This is a genomic window from Paenibacillus sp. J31R120 (assembly GCF_056269225.1).
On the sequence record NZ_JBWDNN010000005.1, the window covers coordinates 407575 to 421138 of the forward strand.

At 52.2% G+C, this 13564-nt stretch carries 14 protein-coding genes; 7 read left to right on the top strand and 7 right to left on the bottom strand.

Features of this window, described 5'->3' with window-relative positions; all coding sequences use genetic code 11:
* Positions 1 to 5 precede the first annotated feature (5 nt).
* Complete coding sequence (locus AC0YNW_RS20195) at positions 6 to 962, bottom strand: phosphate ABC transporter substrate-binding protein PstS family protein (protein WP_475833485.1); 957 nt, start codon at positions 960 to 962, stop codon at positions 6 to 8.
* Between the two features lie 170 nt (positions 963 to 1132).
* Between AC0YNW_RS20195 and AC0YNW_RS20200 the strand changes: the two genes are divergently transcribed.
* The 3 genes from AC0YNW_RS20200 to AC0YNW_RS20210 all read left to right on the top strand — a co-directional run bounded on the left by AC0YNW_RS20200 (position 1133) and on the right by AC0YNW_RS20210 (position 3155).
* Positions 1133 to 2029: a LysR family transcriptional regulator gene (locus AC0YNW_RS20200; RefSeq protein ID WP_475833486.1), complete on the top strand. Its 897-nt coding sequence runs from the start codon at positions 1133 to 1135 to the stop codon at positions 2027 to 2029.
* 210 nt (positions 2030 to 2239) lie between these two features.
* Positions 2240 to 2623, top strand: coding sequence for a hypothetical protein (locus AC0YNW_RS20205; protein WP_387475502.1), 384 nt, complete (start codon positions 2240 to 2242; stop codon positions 2621 to 2623).
* Positions 2624 to 2789: 166 nt separating this feature from the next.
* Positions 2790 to 3155: a hypothetical protein gene (locus AC0YNW_RS20210; RefSeq protein ID WP_387475500.1), complete on the top strand. Its 366-nt coding sequence runs from the start codon at positions 2790 to 2792 to the stop codon at positions 3153 to 3155.
* Between the two features lie 254 nt (positions 3156 to 3409).
* On the opposite strand, the gene phoU is transcribed toward AC0YNW_RS20210, so the two are convergent.
* The 3 genes from phoU to AC0YNW_RS20225 all read right to left on the bottom strand — a co-directional run bounded on the left by phoU (position 3410) and on the right by AC0YNW_RS20225 (position 6280).
* Entirely contained in the window at positions 3410 to 4069 is a 660-nt protein-coding gene (gene phoU, locus AC0YNW_RS20215) for a phosphate signaling complex protein PhoU (protein ID WP_119802681.1), read from the bottom strand.
* Positions 4070 to 4114: 45 nt separating this feature from the next.
* Positions 4115 to 4870, bottom strand: coding sequence for a phosphate ABC transporter ATP-binding protein PstB (pstB, locus tag AC0YNW_RS20220; RefSeq protein ID WP_475833487.1), 756 nt, complete (start codon positions 4868 to 4870; stop codon positions 4115 to 4117).
* Between the two features lie 162 nt (positions 4871 to 5032).
* Positions 5033 to 6280 carry a methyl-accepting chemotaxis protein gene (locus AC0YNW_RS20225; RefSeq protein WP_475833488.1) on the bottom strand — a complete coding sequence of 416 codons (1248 nt, stop codon included), beginning with the start codon at positions 6278 to 6280 and terminating at the stop codon, positions 5033 to 5035.
* A gap of 201 nt (positions 6281 to 6481) precedes the next feature.
* Between AC0YNW_RS20225 and AC0YNW_RS20230 the strand changes: the two genes are divergently transcribed.
* From AC0YNW_RS20230 to AC0YNW_RS20245, 4 genes are read left to right on the top strand one after another with little or no spacing between them, the layout of a single operon-like run.
* Positions 6482 to 7657: a M20 family metallopeptidase gene (locus AC0YNW_RS20230; protein WP_475833564.1), complete on the top strand. Its 1176-nt coding sequence runs from the start codon at positions 6482 to 6484 to the stop codon at positions 7655 to 7657.
* Between the two features lie 45 nt (positions 7658 to 7702).
* A complete protein-coding gene (locus tag AC0YNW_RS20235; protein WP_475833489.1) occupies positions 7703 to 8503 on the top strand; it encodes a threonine/serine exporter family protein in 801 nt (266 codons plus the stop codon).
* A gap of 31 nt (positions 8504 to 8534) precedes the next feature.
* The gene (locus AC0YNW_RS20240; RefSeq protein ID WP_387475494.1) at positions 8535 to 8966 is read left to right on the top strand and encodes a threonine/serine exporter family protein; all 432 of its coding nucleotides are present in this window, start codon (positions 8535 to 8537) and stop codon (positions 8964 to 8966) included.
* A 16-nt stretch (positions 8967 to 8982) separates the two neighbouring features.
* Entirely contained in the window at positions 8983 to 9849 is an 867-nt protein-coding gene (locus AC0YNW_RS20245) for an AraC family transcriptional regulator (RefSeq protein ID WP_387475492.1), read from the top strand.
* Between the two features lie 33 nt (positions 9850 to 9882).
* Here the strand turns inward: AC0YNW_RS20245 and AC0YNW_RS20250 are convergent, their stop codons facing one another.
* The 3 genes from AC0YNW_RS20250 to AC0YNW_RS20260 all read right to left on the bottom strand — a co-directional run bounded on the left by AC0YNW_RS20250 (position 9883) and on the right by AC0YNW_RS20260 (position 13504).
* Positions 9883 to 10605, bottom strand: a complete 723-nt coding sequence (locus tag AC0YNW_RS20250) for a response regulator transcription factor (protein WP_387475490.1) — start codon at positions 10603 to 10605, stop codon at positions 9883 to 9885.
* A 103-nt stretch (positions 10606 to 10708) separates the two neighbouring features.
* Positions 10709 to 12490, bottom strand: coding sequence for a two-component system histidine kinase PnpS (gene pnpS, locus AC0YNW_RS20255; RefSeq protein ID WP_387475488.1), 1782 nt, complete (start codon positions 12488 to 12490; stop codon positions 10709 to 10711).
* Positions 12491 to 12526: 36 nt separating this feature from the next.
* Positions 12527 to 13504, bottom strand: a complete 978-nt coding sequence (locus tag AC0YNW_RS20260; protein ID WP_475833565.1) for a bile acid:sodium symporter family protein — start codon at positions 13502 to 13504, stop codon at positions 12527 to 12529.
* Positions 13505 to 13564: the final 60 nt, after the last annotated feature.

Here is a 13564-nt window from a genome sequence, read left to right on the forward strand (position 1 = left end):
CTATCTTATTTTTTTGTGATGTTGCCTTCGATATCGCGTACAACTTGCATGTTTTTCGCTGGGATGTAGCCAAGCTCAACGACTGCGCCGTCTTGAACTTCGTCCGTCATCATGTAGTCCAGGAAAGCTTTCACTACTGCGCTAGGCTCGCCTTTCGTGTACATGTGCTCGTAAGCCCATACCGGATACGTGCCGTTCGCTACGTTCTCTTCGTTAGCTGCTACGCCTTCGTAAGCAATCGTTTTGATGGAATCATCCAGGTAAGACAGGGCAAGATATCCGATAGCGCCTGGTGTTTCGCCGATAATTTTACGAACAGTACCGGAGGAATCCTCTTGGATGGAGCCTTGCAGGTCGTCTGTTTTTGTGCCAAGTGCATATTTTTCAAAAGTAGCGCGAGTGCCGGAGCTTGCTGGACGGTTAACGATCACGATTTTTTGGTCATCGCCGCCAAGCTCTTTCCAGTTCGTTACTTTGCCTGTGAAGATGTCAATCAGTTGTTGTTTGGTCAGTGTATCGACGTTCACTTTAGGGTTTACCACAGCTGCCATTGCAACGACTGCAACTTGGTGGTCGATCAGCTCTGCAGATTTGTCAGCGTCAAGCTTCTCTTCTGCGTATACGTCAGAGTTGCCGATGTCCGCTTGGCCTTCGGATACTTGCGTCAGGCCTGTGCCGCTGCCCCCGCCTTGTACTTGGATCGTTACGCCGCTGTTCGCATCCATGAATGCTTTCGATGCTTGGTCTACCAGAGGCTGAAGAGCCGAGGAGCCTGTTGCTAGAATCGAACCTTCCAATTTGGTATCTGGAGTAGGTTCAGTGGATGGCTCAGTGGATGCATTGCCTGCGTTATTTGTCGCTGGAGGCGTGCTTGCATTTCCTCCATTGTTAGTGTTTTGTCCGCATGCTGCCAGTGTGAATGTCAATACCATTGCCATAATCAACATGACCGTCTTCTTCATTTCCTAGTTTCCCCTCTCACTACCTGTTTAGTTTTGTTTACAAGACTTATTGTAGAGCGGCGCTATTATCCTAATGTTTTCTGTTTGTAAAATTAACAATTAAATATTATAGAATCCATCTATGTCTATGGTTATAATATAGATAAAACTAATGATCTTGGAGGAAGCTTATGAGTTTGTTAAAAATGAAGTTAATCGTCTACATAGATCGGTACAAACAGATCACCGCTGTGGCCAATGCGCTGGAGCTCAAACAGCCTACCATCAGCTTTCATATGAAAAAAATGGAGGAGGAATGGGGCGTCAAGCTGTTCGAGTCCCGCACCGGCAAAGTGCTCCTGACACCAAGCGGCAAGATGCTGCTGAATTATGCCCTGCAAATAACGGCGTTGTACGATGAAGCCATGACCCGCCTGTCCGTCATGCACGAGAGCAAGCGCAAACGCTTCATCATCGGCTGCAGCAACAGCGCCGCTGCGTATATGGCTTATTCCTCGGCTTTGCGGCAGCTTCAGCCGCTGCGCGAAATCGCCAACATTTCCGTAGCCGTGCATGAGCGCGAGGAGCTGTTCGATAAGCTGGAGCAAGGGACGGTAGATCTTGTTTTATGCGGAGAAGATCGTATCCATGGAGATAGCGGCAATTACCGCCACCAAGCAATAAGCAGCGCGACCTTGAAGCTTGTCGGCGCAAGCGCGCATCCATTGATTGGGGCCGGAGGCGGCGTCTTGTCGTCGGACATGCTGAGCGATAAGGCAGAGACGGTTGAACTGGCTGACGTCTCCGTACAACAATGCATCGCCCAATGGAGCCAAAGCGAAAACCACTACTTCCATACCGGCATCTCTTACGGAAGCGTCGAGCTTATTTTGAATCATCTTGCCGATGCCGAGTCGCTCGCTCTCCTGCCCGAATGTCTCGTTCCCCTCGATGGCCGTTATGCCATATCGCCGCTATGGGGCGATGTTCCGTCCTGGAAACTGGTTGCGAGCTGGTCCCGTCACTACTGGGATCAGGAACTGATTGTCTCCATAACACGTTTGCTGTCACCGGAGCCTGTATCATAATCGGCCATTTTGCATGGCTCTCGCAATCTATCTCAACTTAGAAATTCGAAACATTTATTCTTTTCATATCCTATATTTACAAATTGTACTAATTCTCTTAAAATGGTTCTATGTAAGCGATTTATTTCTCGATAAAGGGGGGGGAATCGAGTACTAGAGAGGCTTGCATGCCCATACGATTCATACCATTTTAAGATGAAGGGTTGTGTAATGATGTTGAGATTGAGAAAAAAAGCAATAACCGTTATGATTTTCTCCGCTATATTGATGGCTTTGCTTCCTGTGCTTCAGGTTAATGCAGGAACGCGTTACCCGCTGACGCCGCCTGCCTATGGATTCTATGAACTCGTCACTGGCTCCGGCAAGCTCGTGGTCGGCGTTATAGGGGAAGCAAGCCATCCGCATCCGGAAGCTGTCGGTGTTCCGGCATGGTGGACGTTAACGGTTCAAGCTCCTAACGGAGATGTCCTGTACAGCCAGAATCAAGGTTCTTACGTTGTGCTGGACAATCTTCCATATGGAACGTACAAAATCACTTTCCAGGCAGGCAATGTGCATACGTACTGCTCCTATTTCTCGGCAGTATTCCAGTGACGAAGAATCGTTGCTATTCATGTTTTTGAATAAATGTCTTATTCTCCCAAGCAACCCCTAAGCTTTCAAATTCTGTGTAAGCGTTTTCTATAATGCGAGGCATCATGCAAAAATTGATTTCTCGCACGCTGCGATCAAAACCAATCTATTCGAAAGAGGTGCTTGCATGTTAAGGAAAAAAGCGATATCCATTATGGTCTTGTCCGCTTTATTAATGGCGCTGCTTCCTGTTCTTAGTGCATCCGCAGCGCGGATTCCGCTGCCGCCTCCTGCCTATGGCTTCTATGAGCTGGTGACCGGTTCCGGCACACTCGTGGTCAGCGCAGTAGGAACCGCAAGCTATCCGTTCCCGGAAGCCTATGTACCGGCATCTTGGTCCCTGTATATTCAAGCGCCTAACGGCGATATCTTGTATCATCAAAATAACGGCTCCTATGCCGTGCTGCATAATCTGCCGCAAGGGACGTACAAAGTGACCTTCCAGGCAGGCATATATACGTATGCCTCGCATTTCACGGCAGCCTTCCAGTAACAGTGTTGACGCTGCGGATGCCTTTGGGACCGGTTCTCCCCTGCTCTGTTACAGGTGATTCCGGCCCCGAGGGCCTTTTCTTCATTCGGCGCATAGCTTCCTTTTCTGATTAATACCGTCTCCCCTGAATTATCATAAAAAAAAGCCGGATATCCGGCTTCGAGATTTGCGTCAATTGAAAAATGGCCGTGAAGGAATCCATTCCTTGCACCGCCATCTTATCATCTAACCTTTATTCAGTTCGGATTGACAGATTATACATTCAGATCAGGTCGCGATCCGGTTACGAGGTAGACGACGCTTTCTCCGATGTTCGTCGCATGATCGCCGAATCTCTCCAGATAGCGCCCAACGAAGCTGAGCAGCGAGGACTGCGTAATGTTGCGCGGATTCTCCATCATGAGCGAGTACAGCTCGCGTGTGATTTGACCGTACAGCGCATCTACCTGGTCATCGTCCTTAGACATTTTATAAGCGAGATCCACATTCTCCTGAACGAAGGACTGGATCGATTCGTATGTCATTTGCTGTACGATCTCGGCCATGCGAGGCAGATCGATCAGCGGCTTGATCAACTCTTGGCCTTCCAGCCTGAGCACGACTTTGGCAACATCCACTGCCAGGTCGCCCATGCGCTCAAGGTCGCTCGCGATGCGGAATGCAGCCAGAATGCGGCGCAAGTCCTTGGCTACCGGCTGCTGGGTGGCAATCAGCTTGGAGCCGATCTCCATAATTTGATCCTCCATTTGATTAAGCGTTGGATCATTCGCAATCATTTCTTTCGCGCGAGCTACGTCGATCGTCTTCAGCGCTTCCATCGAATCCGCAAGAGCGCTCTCTACGAAGCTCCCCATCTCGATAATGAGTTGATGAAGCTTCTCCAGCCCCTGGTCGAATTCTTTTCTCATCGTCATCATAATCGTGCCTGCCTCCCCAATCGTCCATTGATGATTATTCCCTTAGCCGAACCGTCCCGTAATGTAGTCCTCGGTGCGCTGATCTGTCGGATTCGAGAACAGCTTCTCCGTCTCCGCATATTCCACGACCTCGCCATTCAAGAAAAATACCGTTTGATGCGATACCCTGGCCGCCTGATGCATGTTGTGCGTAACCATCACAATCGTATATTTGTCCTTCAGCTCCTGCGCCAGCTCCTCGATCTTCAGCGTCGAGATCGGGTCAAGCGCGGAAGTTGCTTCATCCATCAGCAGAATGTCGGGATTCACTGCAATGGCTCGAGCAATGCACAAGCGCTGCTGCTGGCCGCCCGACAACCCGAGTGCGGACCGCTTCAAGTTATCCTTCACTTCGTTCCAGAGCGCAGCCGACTTCAAGCTTGTCTCCACAATCTCATCCAGTTCCTTCTTGCTATGCTTGCCATGAAGCCGCGGACCGTAGGCGACGTTGTCATAGATCGACTTCGGGAACGGATTAGGCTGCTGAAACACCATGCCGATCTTTCTTCTCAACGTCTCCACTTCCACCTCGGATGAGTAGATGTTCTCTCCGTTAATGAGCAGCTCGCCCTCAATGCGCGTGCCCGGTATCATGTCATTCATCCGGTTCAGCGTACGAAGCAGTGTGGACTTCCCGCAGCCGGACGGTCCGATGAATGCCGTAATCGCCTTCTCCGGTATCGTAAGCGAGACATCCTTAAGCGCATGGAACTGGGTATAATATAAGTTGAGACGATTGATGTTAATTAATGTTTTCAAGCCGTAATCCCCCTTCGGTCGATTCGCAAGATGCCCCTGCATCTGCGAAGCAGCTGGCACATCAGATGCTGGCAAGCTTTATCGTTAACAGCCATTATGCGTATAAAAGCGATTCTAGTTCGCTCTCTATCATACTTTCGCAATGTAAATCGCGTGTTTCCTTTATGTTAACGTAGTGTTAAATGTCGACTTGCGCAATTGATCAAGCTCCTGCGATGCCTGCTCTGCCTGCCGATAAGCCTGTTCCGTCAAATATTCGATTTGCTTTGCGCTGTCCCGGTTTCTCGCCGCAACCTGGAACAAAGAACCGAACGCACCCTCCGCCGCCTTTACTTGCAGCTCGCTGCTTACCGTCTCATTGCGCCCCGCCTGGGCCAGACTCGCCGTATGGCCGATGGCGTCCAAGATCGTCTTGGTCAGCGTCGTAATGTCAAGCGCCGACTTCTTGGTCTGATTGGCCAGATTCATCACTTCCCCGGCCACTACCGCGAATCCCCGTCCGTGCTCTCCGGCTCTTGCCGCTTCAATAGATGCGTTCAGTGCCAGCAGATTGCTCTGATCCGCAAGCTCTTTGATTAGCCCTGAAACTTTGCTGATCGAGCCGGCTTCCGCCTGCAGCTCCTTCATCTTCTCCTCTTGCAGCCGCGAGGCGTCCGCCATGCTTCCGAATGTATGGGTAACGCTATCCAGCGCAGTCTTGCCGCTTAACGTCAAATCCACCATATCCGCGGAGAGCGATTCGCCCTGTGCCGTCGATTGGCGCACGCTTTGAATGGCAGCTTGTATGTCCTGCATGCGCCGCTCGACCGACTCGATCGTCCGAAGCTGGCTTTGGACCGACTGCTCCTGCAGCTTTCTGGACAAGCCGAGCAAATGGCCCACCGTCAAAATACCGGCAAATCGTCCGTTTCTCGATACAATGACGCAATCATACAATACGCTCTCATCGCGGCTTAGCGCCTGATCGATAATATGCTGAGGCGCACTGCTCGCCTCCACGACGAGCGGCGCAGAATCCATCAAGGCGACAATCGATTTCTCATAATACAAGTCTGCGCTGTACCGGCTCCCAAGCTTCAAGAAAAAGCGGTTCCTCATCATAAGCCCTTTTACACTCCAGTCCCTGCCGCAGATCACCACACATTCCGTAGCGGGATGCTGCTTGAAGATGCCCATGACCTCTCTGCATGTGTGTTCCTCGTAAGCCGTCGGCGCTTCTTGGAGAAAATCATCCAGCCGAACCTCAGCCATTGCCGCCGGCACAGACGCAGCCCGGGATGTTTTTGCGGAACGGTCCTCTTTCGGAGCCTTCATGGATTCCGTCTTTTGGATAGGGGTGGATGTTTTCTTGGCTTCTGCCGCAATAGCGCCAGCACCCTCAGCTCGTTGATCCAGTAATTCGATTGTCATGGATTCACTCTCCTGTCCTATCTTCTCTGGGTACACTATAGGACCTTAGCATCATCCCGGTTTAATGGAGATGTAAACGCAATGTTAAATGTCTTACTTTTCCGAAATAACTGCGAGCATATCGAATCCTTAGGCAATATGATAAACTAAGTATCGAGGAAATAGGCTTTAAGGAAAGACGCGACAATGGAGGAATACATGATGACGACCAAACAAACCGTAATGGACACGATAGAGCAGCACGCGGATACGTTCCGCGCCATTTCCCGTGCGATCGGCAGCCGGCCGGAGCTGGGGCATGAGGAGATATTTGCTTCCGGCTTATTAAGCGAGGAGCTGGAGCGGCAAGGCTTCAAGGTTGAGCGAGGCACGCTGGGCATCCCGACCGCCTTTATCGGGGAATACGATTCCGACAAGCAGGGGCCGACTATCGCTTTTCTTTGCGAATATGACGCCTTACCCGAGATCGGCCATGCCTGCGGGCATCATCTGATCTGCTCCATGAGCATGATTGCGGCTGTCGGCCTGAAATCCGTCATTGACGAGCTTGGCGGCAAGATTCGGGTATACGGAACACCAGCAGAAGAAACGAAAGGCGCTAAAGTACCGATGGCGGAGGCGGGTTTGTTCGACGATTGCGACATAGCCCTGATGGCGCATCCCTATCATTCCTACGAACGCTCCGGCGAATCGCTTGCGCTCGACGCCATCCAGTTCGAATATACAGGTGTAGCCGCTCACGCCGCAGCCAGCCCATATGAAGGCGTGAACGCCCTGGACGCCGTGCTGTCGCTGTTCCACAATGTGAATGCGCTTCGCCAGCAGACAAGGAGCCATGCGCGCATCCACGGCATTATCGACAATGGCGGCAAAGCGCCTAACATTATTCCGGATTACGCTTCGGCCAAGTTCTATGTGCGGTCAGCCAACCGCGACTATACGAATGAACTGACAGCCAAAGTGAGACGTATTGCCGAAGCGGCGGCGTTGGCAACAGGAACGACGCTTAAGATGAGCAATTATGAATACTCTTATGACGAGCTGCTCACGAATGAGACGCTGTCTAATCAATTCAATGCGAATCTCATCGAAGCCGGCCTTGCTCCGGAGGAGATCGAGTCCGGCAAGGACAACGGCTCCCTGGATCTCGGCAATGTATCTGTGCGTTGTCCCGCTATTCATCCATACGTGAAAGTGGTGGACGAGAGGTATCTGCTGCATACGGAAGCGTTCCGCGACGCCGCGATGACCGAGCGTGCGCTGGACGGCATGATCTTCGGCGCGAAGATGCTAGCGGGTACCGCTTATGATGTAGCGTCAAGTCCCGAGCTGCTAGAGCGCATCCGTACGGAATTCCGCACACAGACCTCCAAGTAAGAGCCGACTTGGACACCGAACACGATTAGAGGGAATGATCATACGATGTCGGACAATCCGATCCCAATCGAGAACGAAAGCTTGAATGCGGGGATACCCAAATCCCAAGTCGATCTCATTACCCAAACCTGTCTGCTTGCAGGCAAAATCATCCTTCAAAATGGAGGAGAAACTTATCGCGTTGAAGATACGATGGTCCGCATCGCAGCCGCGTACGGTATCGAAAGCTCGCATAGCTTCGTCACGCCGACAGGACTTATCTTCGCGATTGACGGAGCCTCACATGTTACACGGCTCTATCGGATCTCGGAACGCAACAACAATCTGCTCAAGGTATCGATGGTGAACGACATATCCAGACGGATCAGCGGCGGCAACCTTCCCGTGGAGGAAGCCTTCCGGCTGCTGGAGGATATCGACCGTACCCCGAATGCTTACCGGAATGTGTACAAGGTGCTGGCCGCATCGATCGCGAGCGGCTGCTTCCTGATCATGTTCCAGGGCAGCTGGACAGACTTCCTGCCGGTGGCGATGATCGGCGGCCTTGGGTATTTATTTTTTCTGATTATCCATCATTTCGTTCCGATCAAATTTTTTGCGGAATTTCTGACAGCGATTATGATCGGGGCATCAGCATCTCTGGCCGTCCACTTCGGCCTCGGAACAGATCTGGACAAAATCATCATCGGTTCCGTCATGCCGCTTGTCCCCGGCCTTCATATTACGAACGCCGTACGCGACCTGATGGCCGGACATCTGGTGTCAGGGTTATCGAAGGGAGCAGAGGCCTTTCTAACGGCTTTCGCCATCGGGGCCGGCATCGCAACCGTCTTAACGTTTAATTAAATGAGAACTCGCACAAGGGAGCTAAGCGCTCATGTACATCGTTGCCCAAATTATAACCAGCTTTATCGCATCGGCCGCCTTCGGCTTCGTATTCAATGTGCCGATGCGCTTGCTGCCCCATTGCGGCGCAGTGGGCATGGCCGGCTGGATCGTCTACGTGGTCGGAATCGAGCTGAATCTCGATGCGATACCCGCTACGCTGATTGCCGCTTTTCTAGTGACGGTGCTTAGCCAGTGGTTCTCCAAGCTGAACAAAACCCCGATCATTTTATTCAGCGTATCCGGCATTATCCCGCTTGTACCGGGCGGACTGGCTTACGACGCGATGCGCCATGTCGTCGAGGATCAATACGATACGGCCGTACAGCTAGCGGTGAAAGCCTTCATGATATCCGGCGCCATTGCGATCGGACTTGTATTCTCTGAAGTGATTAATCAAATTATTCGCAGATCAGAACGTTGAGGGAGGCGCCCAAAAAATGGAGGCAATCAACGAAAAAGTCGTATATGAGAATCCGCTGCTGTCCATTCGCATATTCCGAACGCTCAGAGATGAAGGCGGTTTTACGAATTGGCATTACCATAAGCAGCTTGAGCTGCTGCTCATTATGGAGGGTCAGCTAGACGTCTATCTGGAAGAGGACAGCTATCATCTGGAGCCGGGAGAAGTCGTCATTATCGGCGATTCAGAGCTTCATCGCGACCGAAGCAGCAAAGTGCTGGATTATATCGTCCTCCAGTTCGATCTGGAGCAGTTCTTCGATCATAGCTCCATTCCCTATATGCGATATTTCTCGGAGACGCACACGCCGCTTAGCAAAGCGAATTATATTTTCCGGGAAAATGAGGAGATTAAGAAGCAGACGTCAGCATGCATTGAGGGCATCCTGGAGGAAGTCAAGCGCAAGGACACCGGCTACGAGCTTGCCGTCAGCATTCTGATCAAGCAGATCCTGCTGCTGCTGCTGCGCGGCGATACGCGCAAGATGCTCGTCGAGCAGGACAACTTCGAGAAGATCCGGCTGAAGCCCGTGCTCGATTACGTCGAGAACCACCTGACCGACCGGATTCAGGTCGAAGAAGTATGCAAGATCGCCAACATGAGCTATTACTATTTCGTCAAATATTTTAAAAAAACAATCGGCCTCTCCTTCACCGAATACGTCAATTACCGGAAAGTAAAGTGGGCGGAGCGCATTCTGCTGACCAAGGATCTCAGCATTTCCGAAGTTGGCGAGAAGATTGGCATGCCGAATATGGCGCATTTCTACAAGATGTTCAAGAAATACAACGACTGCTCGCCCAAGCAATTCCAGCGGAAGATGCTTGCGTGGCAGCGGCCTTAAATCAACATGCAGGCATGAAAAAAGCTCGCATCCCTATCCTTTAGGGGTTGCGAGCTTTTTCGGCATCACCAGCTTATAGCCGACACCGCGTATCGATTCGATCTGTACAGATTGCTGTCCCAGCTCCAGCTTCTTCCTTAGTGAGCTGACATGAACGTCAACCGTACGCTGGCCGCCGATATAATCGAAGCCCCAGACGACATTCATCAGGTCGTCGCGGGTAATGACCATGCCCGGCCGCTGCACCAGATAGAGCAGCACCTCGAATTCCTTCGGTCTGAGCGGAATCGGCTCTCCGCCTACGATCACCTCGTACTTCTCCGGGTAAATCGACAGCTCTCCGACCGTAATCACTTTCTCGTTCGTCGCCACCGGCGGGGCGTCGTCTTGCTGTGTCCGTCTCAGGACGGCCGATACGCGCGCAAGCAGCTCTGCTACGCCGAACGGCTTCGTAATATAATCATCTGCTCCATGCTTCAGCCCTTGTACGACCTCTTCCTCCGCATTCCGCGCGGTAAGAATGATAACGGGCGTACGCACGCCATTCTGGCGAAGCCGGTTAAGCACTTCGAATCCGTTCAAGCCGGGCAGCATAATATCAAGAATAATAAGATCGAAGCTCCGCTGCAGCGCCGTCTGCAAGCCTTCGCCGCCATGGTCGATAACCGTCGTCTCGTACCCCTCTTGCGTCAAGTTGTACGACAACAGCCTTGCGAGCGTCGGTTCGTCTTCAATTACTAGCACTTTATGCGACATATTGACCTCCAACCTTGGGAATCGGACGCATGGTCCGTCTTCCTCACTTCAAGATGAATCATCCTTAGTTTACCATGGTTTTATGAAAAATAGGTAAACCTTTTTATTGAATCACTGGCAATTCTATCGTGAACGTCGTCCCCACCCCAACCGTACTCGTCACGGACAACGTACCTTTATGCAGCTCGACCAGATGCTTCACGATGGACAAGCCAAGACCGGTGCCGCCTGAGCTCCGCGACCTGGCCTTGTCGACACGGTAGAAGCGCTCGAATATGCGCGGCAGGTCCTTCTTCGGTATGCCGATGCCCGTATCTGTAATCTGAATGCGGATATGGTCCTGATCCGATGCAAGCACGGAGACGCTCACCCGCCCGCCGTCAGGCGTGTAGTTAATGCCGTTGGAGAGCAGGTTCATCATGATTTGACGGAGGCGATCCTCATCTGCTTCAACAAAGAGCCCCGTCTCAATGCTGTGGCTCAGCTGAATATTTTTGCGCCTTGCCTCAGGCTCCAGCAGCGTAAATGTCTTGGCAACAAAGCTCTCCATCTCGACCGGAGAGAAATACAGCGGCACGCGGCGCGATTCAATCTTGGACAGCTCCAGGATGTCCCCGATAAGCCGGTTCAGCCGCTCACTCTCGTCGAATATAATCTGCAGGAAGGACTTCGCCGTCTCCTCGTCCTTCACCGCGCCGCCAAGCAACGTCTCCGCAAAGCCCTTCACCGCCGCGATCGGCGTCTTCAGCTCATGAGATACGTTGGCGACAAACTCGCTTCTCATCCGCTCCAGCCGGCGAATGGCGGATACGTCCTGCAGCACAAGCAGCACCCCTCCGAATTCGCCGGGGCCGCTCTGGCTGATCGGCACCAGATTAAGCTCCAGCAGTCTCTCCTCCGGGAAGTAGAAGGTAATCTCCTCCCGCAGATGCCTGCGTGTATCCAGCGCCTCCTGTATAATCTGCGCCAGCTCGTACTGCTGCTTCGCTTCCGTGAAGTGCCTGCCTACCAGCTCCCTTGCCGAGAAGCCCAGCACTTCCTCCGCGCGGCGGTTCATCAGCAGAATCTGGCCCTTGGCATCGATCATCACGACGCCGTTAATCATGTTCGCGAGGACGCTCTCCAGTTGGCTTTCATTTTGCTTAATGCGCGTCATCTGCACTTGCAGGCTGTCCGCCATCGCATTAATGGCCGTCCCCAGCTCGCCGATCTCGTCATGCTTTCTGACTTTTACTCGCGCACGGTAATCCATATTCTTAATGCGCTTCGCAACCTTCGTAATTTGCTCCAGCGGTCCCGTCAGGCTCTGCGCAATCCGGTAGCTGATCAACGCCGCGATGACGAACAGGATAAGCAGTCCGCCGATCAGCACCATCGTCAGTCTGCCGATGCTTTGATCGACCTCTTGCAGGCTCATGGCAAGCCGCAATACGTAAGGCTCCTGGCCTGTCTTGATCTCCACCGGAATGGCGACATAGATCATATTCTGGTTCATGGTCTCGCTGGGACGAACCGCGCGGCCCGTTCCTTTCTTATAGGCGTCGATGACCTCTTCCCGATCCAGATGGTTGTCCATCTTCGAGGCATCGTAATCCGAATCGCCTACGACAACGCCATCACTGCGAATGAAGGTGACCCTTGCGTCCGTATACGTCTTCAGTTCCTTCGCTTCCGACGTATAATAGGAGGTCATGGATCCCAGGTCGTCGCCTTTATGCCAATCCATCTTGGCGGCGATCACCTTCATCTGCCGCACCATGTTGTCTTCCAGCGCATTTATATGATTTTCTTTGAACGTCTTCATCATAAGCATGCCCGCCGCAAAGACGGATATGGCAATCATCGATATCATAATGAACGTAAGTCTCGTACGAAAGCTGTTCATCCCGTTTTTGCTCCTTCACATTCAACTATCCATCGTTTATCCTACATGCGCGCTGCCGCTTACGCCAGTCTTATCTTTATTAAGTTTTTGTAAAACATAATGATGTACGGTAGCCAGCGGCTGCTGCACAAGAATGGACAGAACGACCGGCACGGCGGCCAGCGGGCTGAAGTAACCCAGCGCGAGTACAATGCCAAGCGAAATATTGCGCATGCCTGTCGCATAGGAGACCGTGATCTGCAGCTTGCTGTCGCGCAGAAAAGCCGTACCCATAAACCCAAATGCATAACAGAGTCCGACAAGCGCGATGACGGCCGGCACCAGCACGAGCATATCCTGCTTTAGCTGATCGACATACGGCGAGATTGCCGCCGCATTCAAGGATACGACACCTACGAAGCAGAGCTTCGATAGAGGCGCCGTATACGGCTTCGTCTGCCCCTGCATCTTGCCTTTGGACCATTCGTTCAGCGCGACCCCGATCACCGTCGGCACCACAATCAGGACGACGAGGTCCAGCATAATCGGACCGGCGTCTATATGTGCCGACGTTCCGAAGAAAAGATGAATTGCGGCAGGCACCACAAGCGGGCTAAGCAGCGAATCCAGCACGACAAGCGCCAGCACAAGCGGCACGCTGCCGCCGGACATGCTGACCCACAACACGGTTGATACGCCAAGCGGAATAATGGTGAAGAGCACAAGCCCGACCACGTAAGGCGAATCAGCACCGAACAAAGCCGAGCCGCCCAGATAAGCCGCTACAGGCGATACCAAATGGGCAAGGATCAAAGTCAGCCCCATAATGCCAGGCCTCTTCAGCACACCGCCAAGCTCGCCCAGACCGCAGCCAAGCGCCATCGTTAGCGTCACGAATGCAAATAAATACGGCACAGCGTGAACCATCGGGCTGAGCATATCGGCAAATAGAAATCCAAGTACAAGCGACCCTGGAATAATCAGAAACATCCACTTTTCAAAATAACGGTTAAACGCTAGTCCCCACTCTCGCATGCCCATCCCTCGATCTTCTCTCTAGTCTCTCTATACGTTTAAGCTTTATAATAGCATAGA

Bases quoted from the DNA above. Each gene is read 5' to 3' on its own strand.
- AC0YNW_RS20235 (WP_475833489.1), top strand. From the start codon at position 7,703: ATGTCGGACAATCCGATCCCAATCGAGAACGAAAGCTTGAATGCGGGG.
- AC0YNW_RS20225 (WP_475833488.1), bottom strand. From the start codon at position 6,280: ATGACAATCGAATTACTGGATCAACGAGCTGAGGGTGCTGGCGCTATT.
- AC0YNW_RS20200 (WP_475833486.1), top strand. From the start codon at position 1,133: ATGAGTTTGTTAAAAATGAAGTTAATCGTCTACATAGATCGGTACAAA.
- AC0YNW_RS20240 (WP_387475494.1), top strand. From the start codon at position 8,535: ATGTACATCGTTGCCCAAATTATAACCAGCTTTATCGCATCGGCCGCC.
- pnpS (WP_387475488.1), bottom strand. From the start codon at position 12,490: ATGAACAGCTTTCGTACGAGACTTACGTTCATTATGATATCGATGATT.
- phoU (WP_119802681.1), bottom strand. From the start codon at position 4,069: ATGACGATGAGAAAAGAATTCGACCAGGGGCTGGAGAAGCTTCATCAA.
- AC0YNW_RS20205 (WP_387475502.1), top strand. From the start codon at position 2,240: ATGATGTTGAGATTGAGAAAAAAAGCAATAACCGTTATGATTTTCTCC.
- AC0YNW_RS20210 (WP_387475500.1), top strand. From the start codon at position 2,790: ATGTTAAGGAAAAAAGCGATATCCATTATGGTCTTGTCCGCTTTATTA.
- AC0YNW_RS20245 (WP_387475492.1), top strand. From the start codon at position 8,983: ATGGAGGCAATCAACGAAAAAGTCGTATATGAGAATCCGCTGCTGTCC.
- AC0YNW_RS20250 (WP_387475490.1), bottom strand. From the start codon at position 10,605: ATGTCGCATAAAGTGCTAGTAATTGAAGACGAACCGACGCTCGCAAGG.
- AC0YNW_RS20195 (WP_475833485.1), bottom strand. From the start codon at position 962: ATGAAGAAGACGGTCATGTTGATTATGGCAATGGTATTGACATTCACA.
- AC0YNW_RS20230 (WP_475833564.1), top strand. From the start codon at position 6,482: ATGACGACCAAACAAACCGTAATGGACACGATAGAGCAGCACGCGGAT.
- AC0YNW_RS20260 (WP_475833565.1), bottom strand. From the start codon at position 13,504: ATGCGAGAGTGGGGACTAGCGTTTAACCGTTATTTTGAAAAGTGGATG.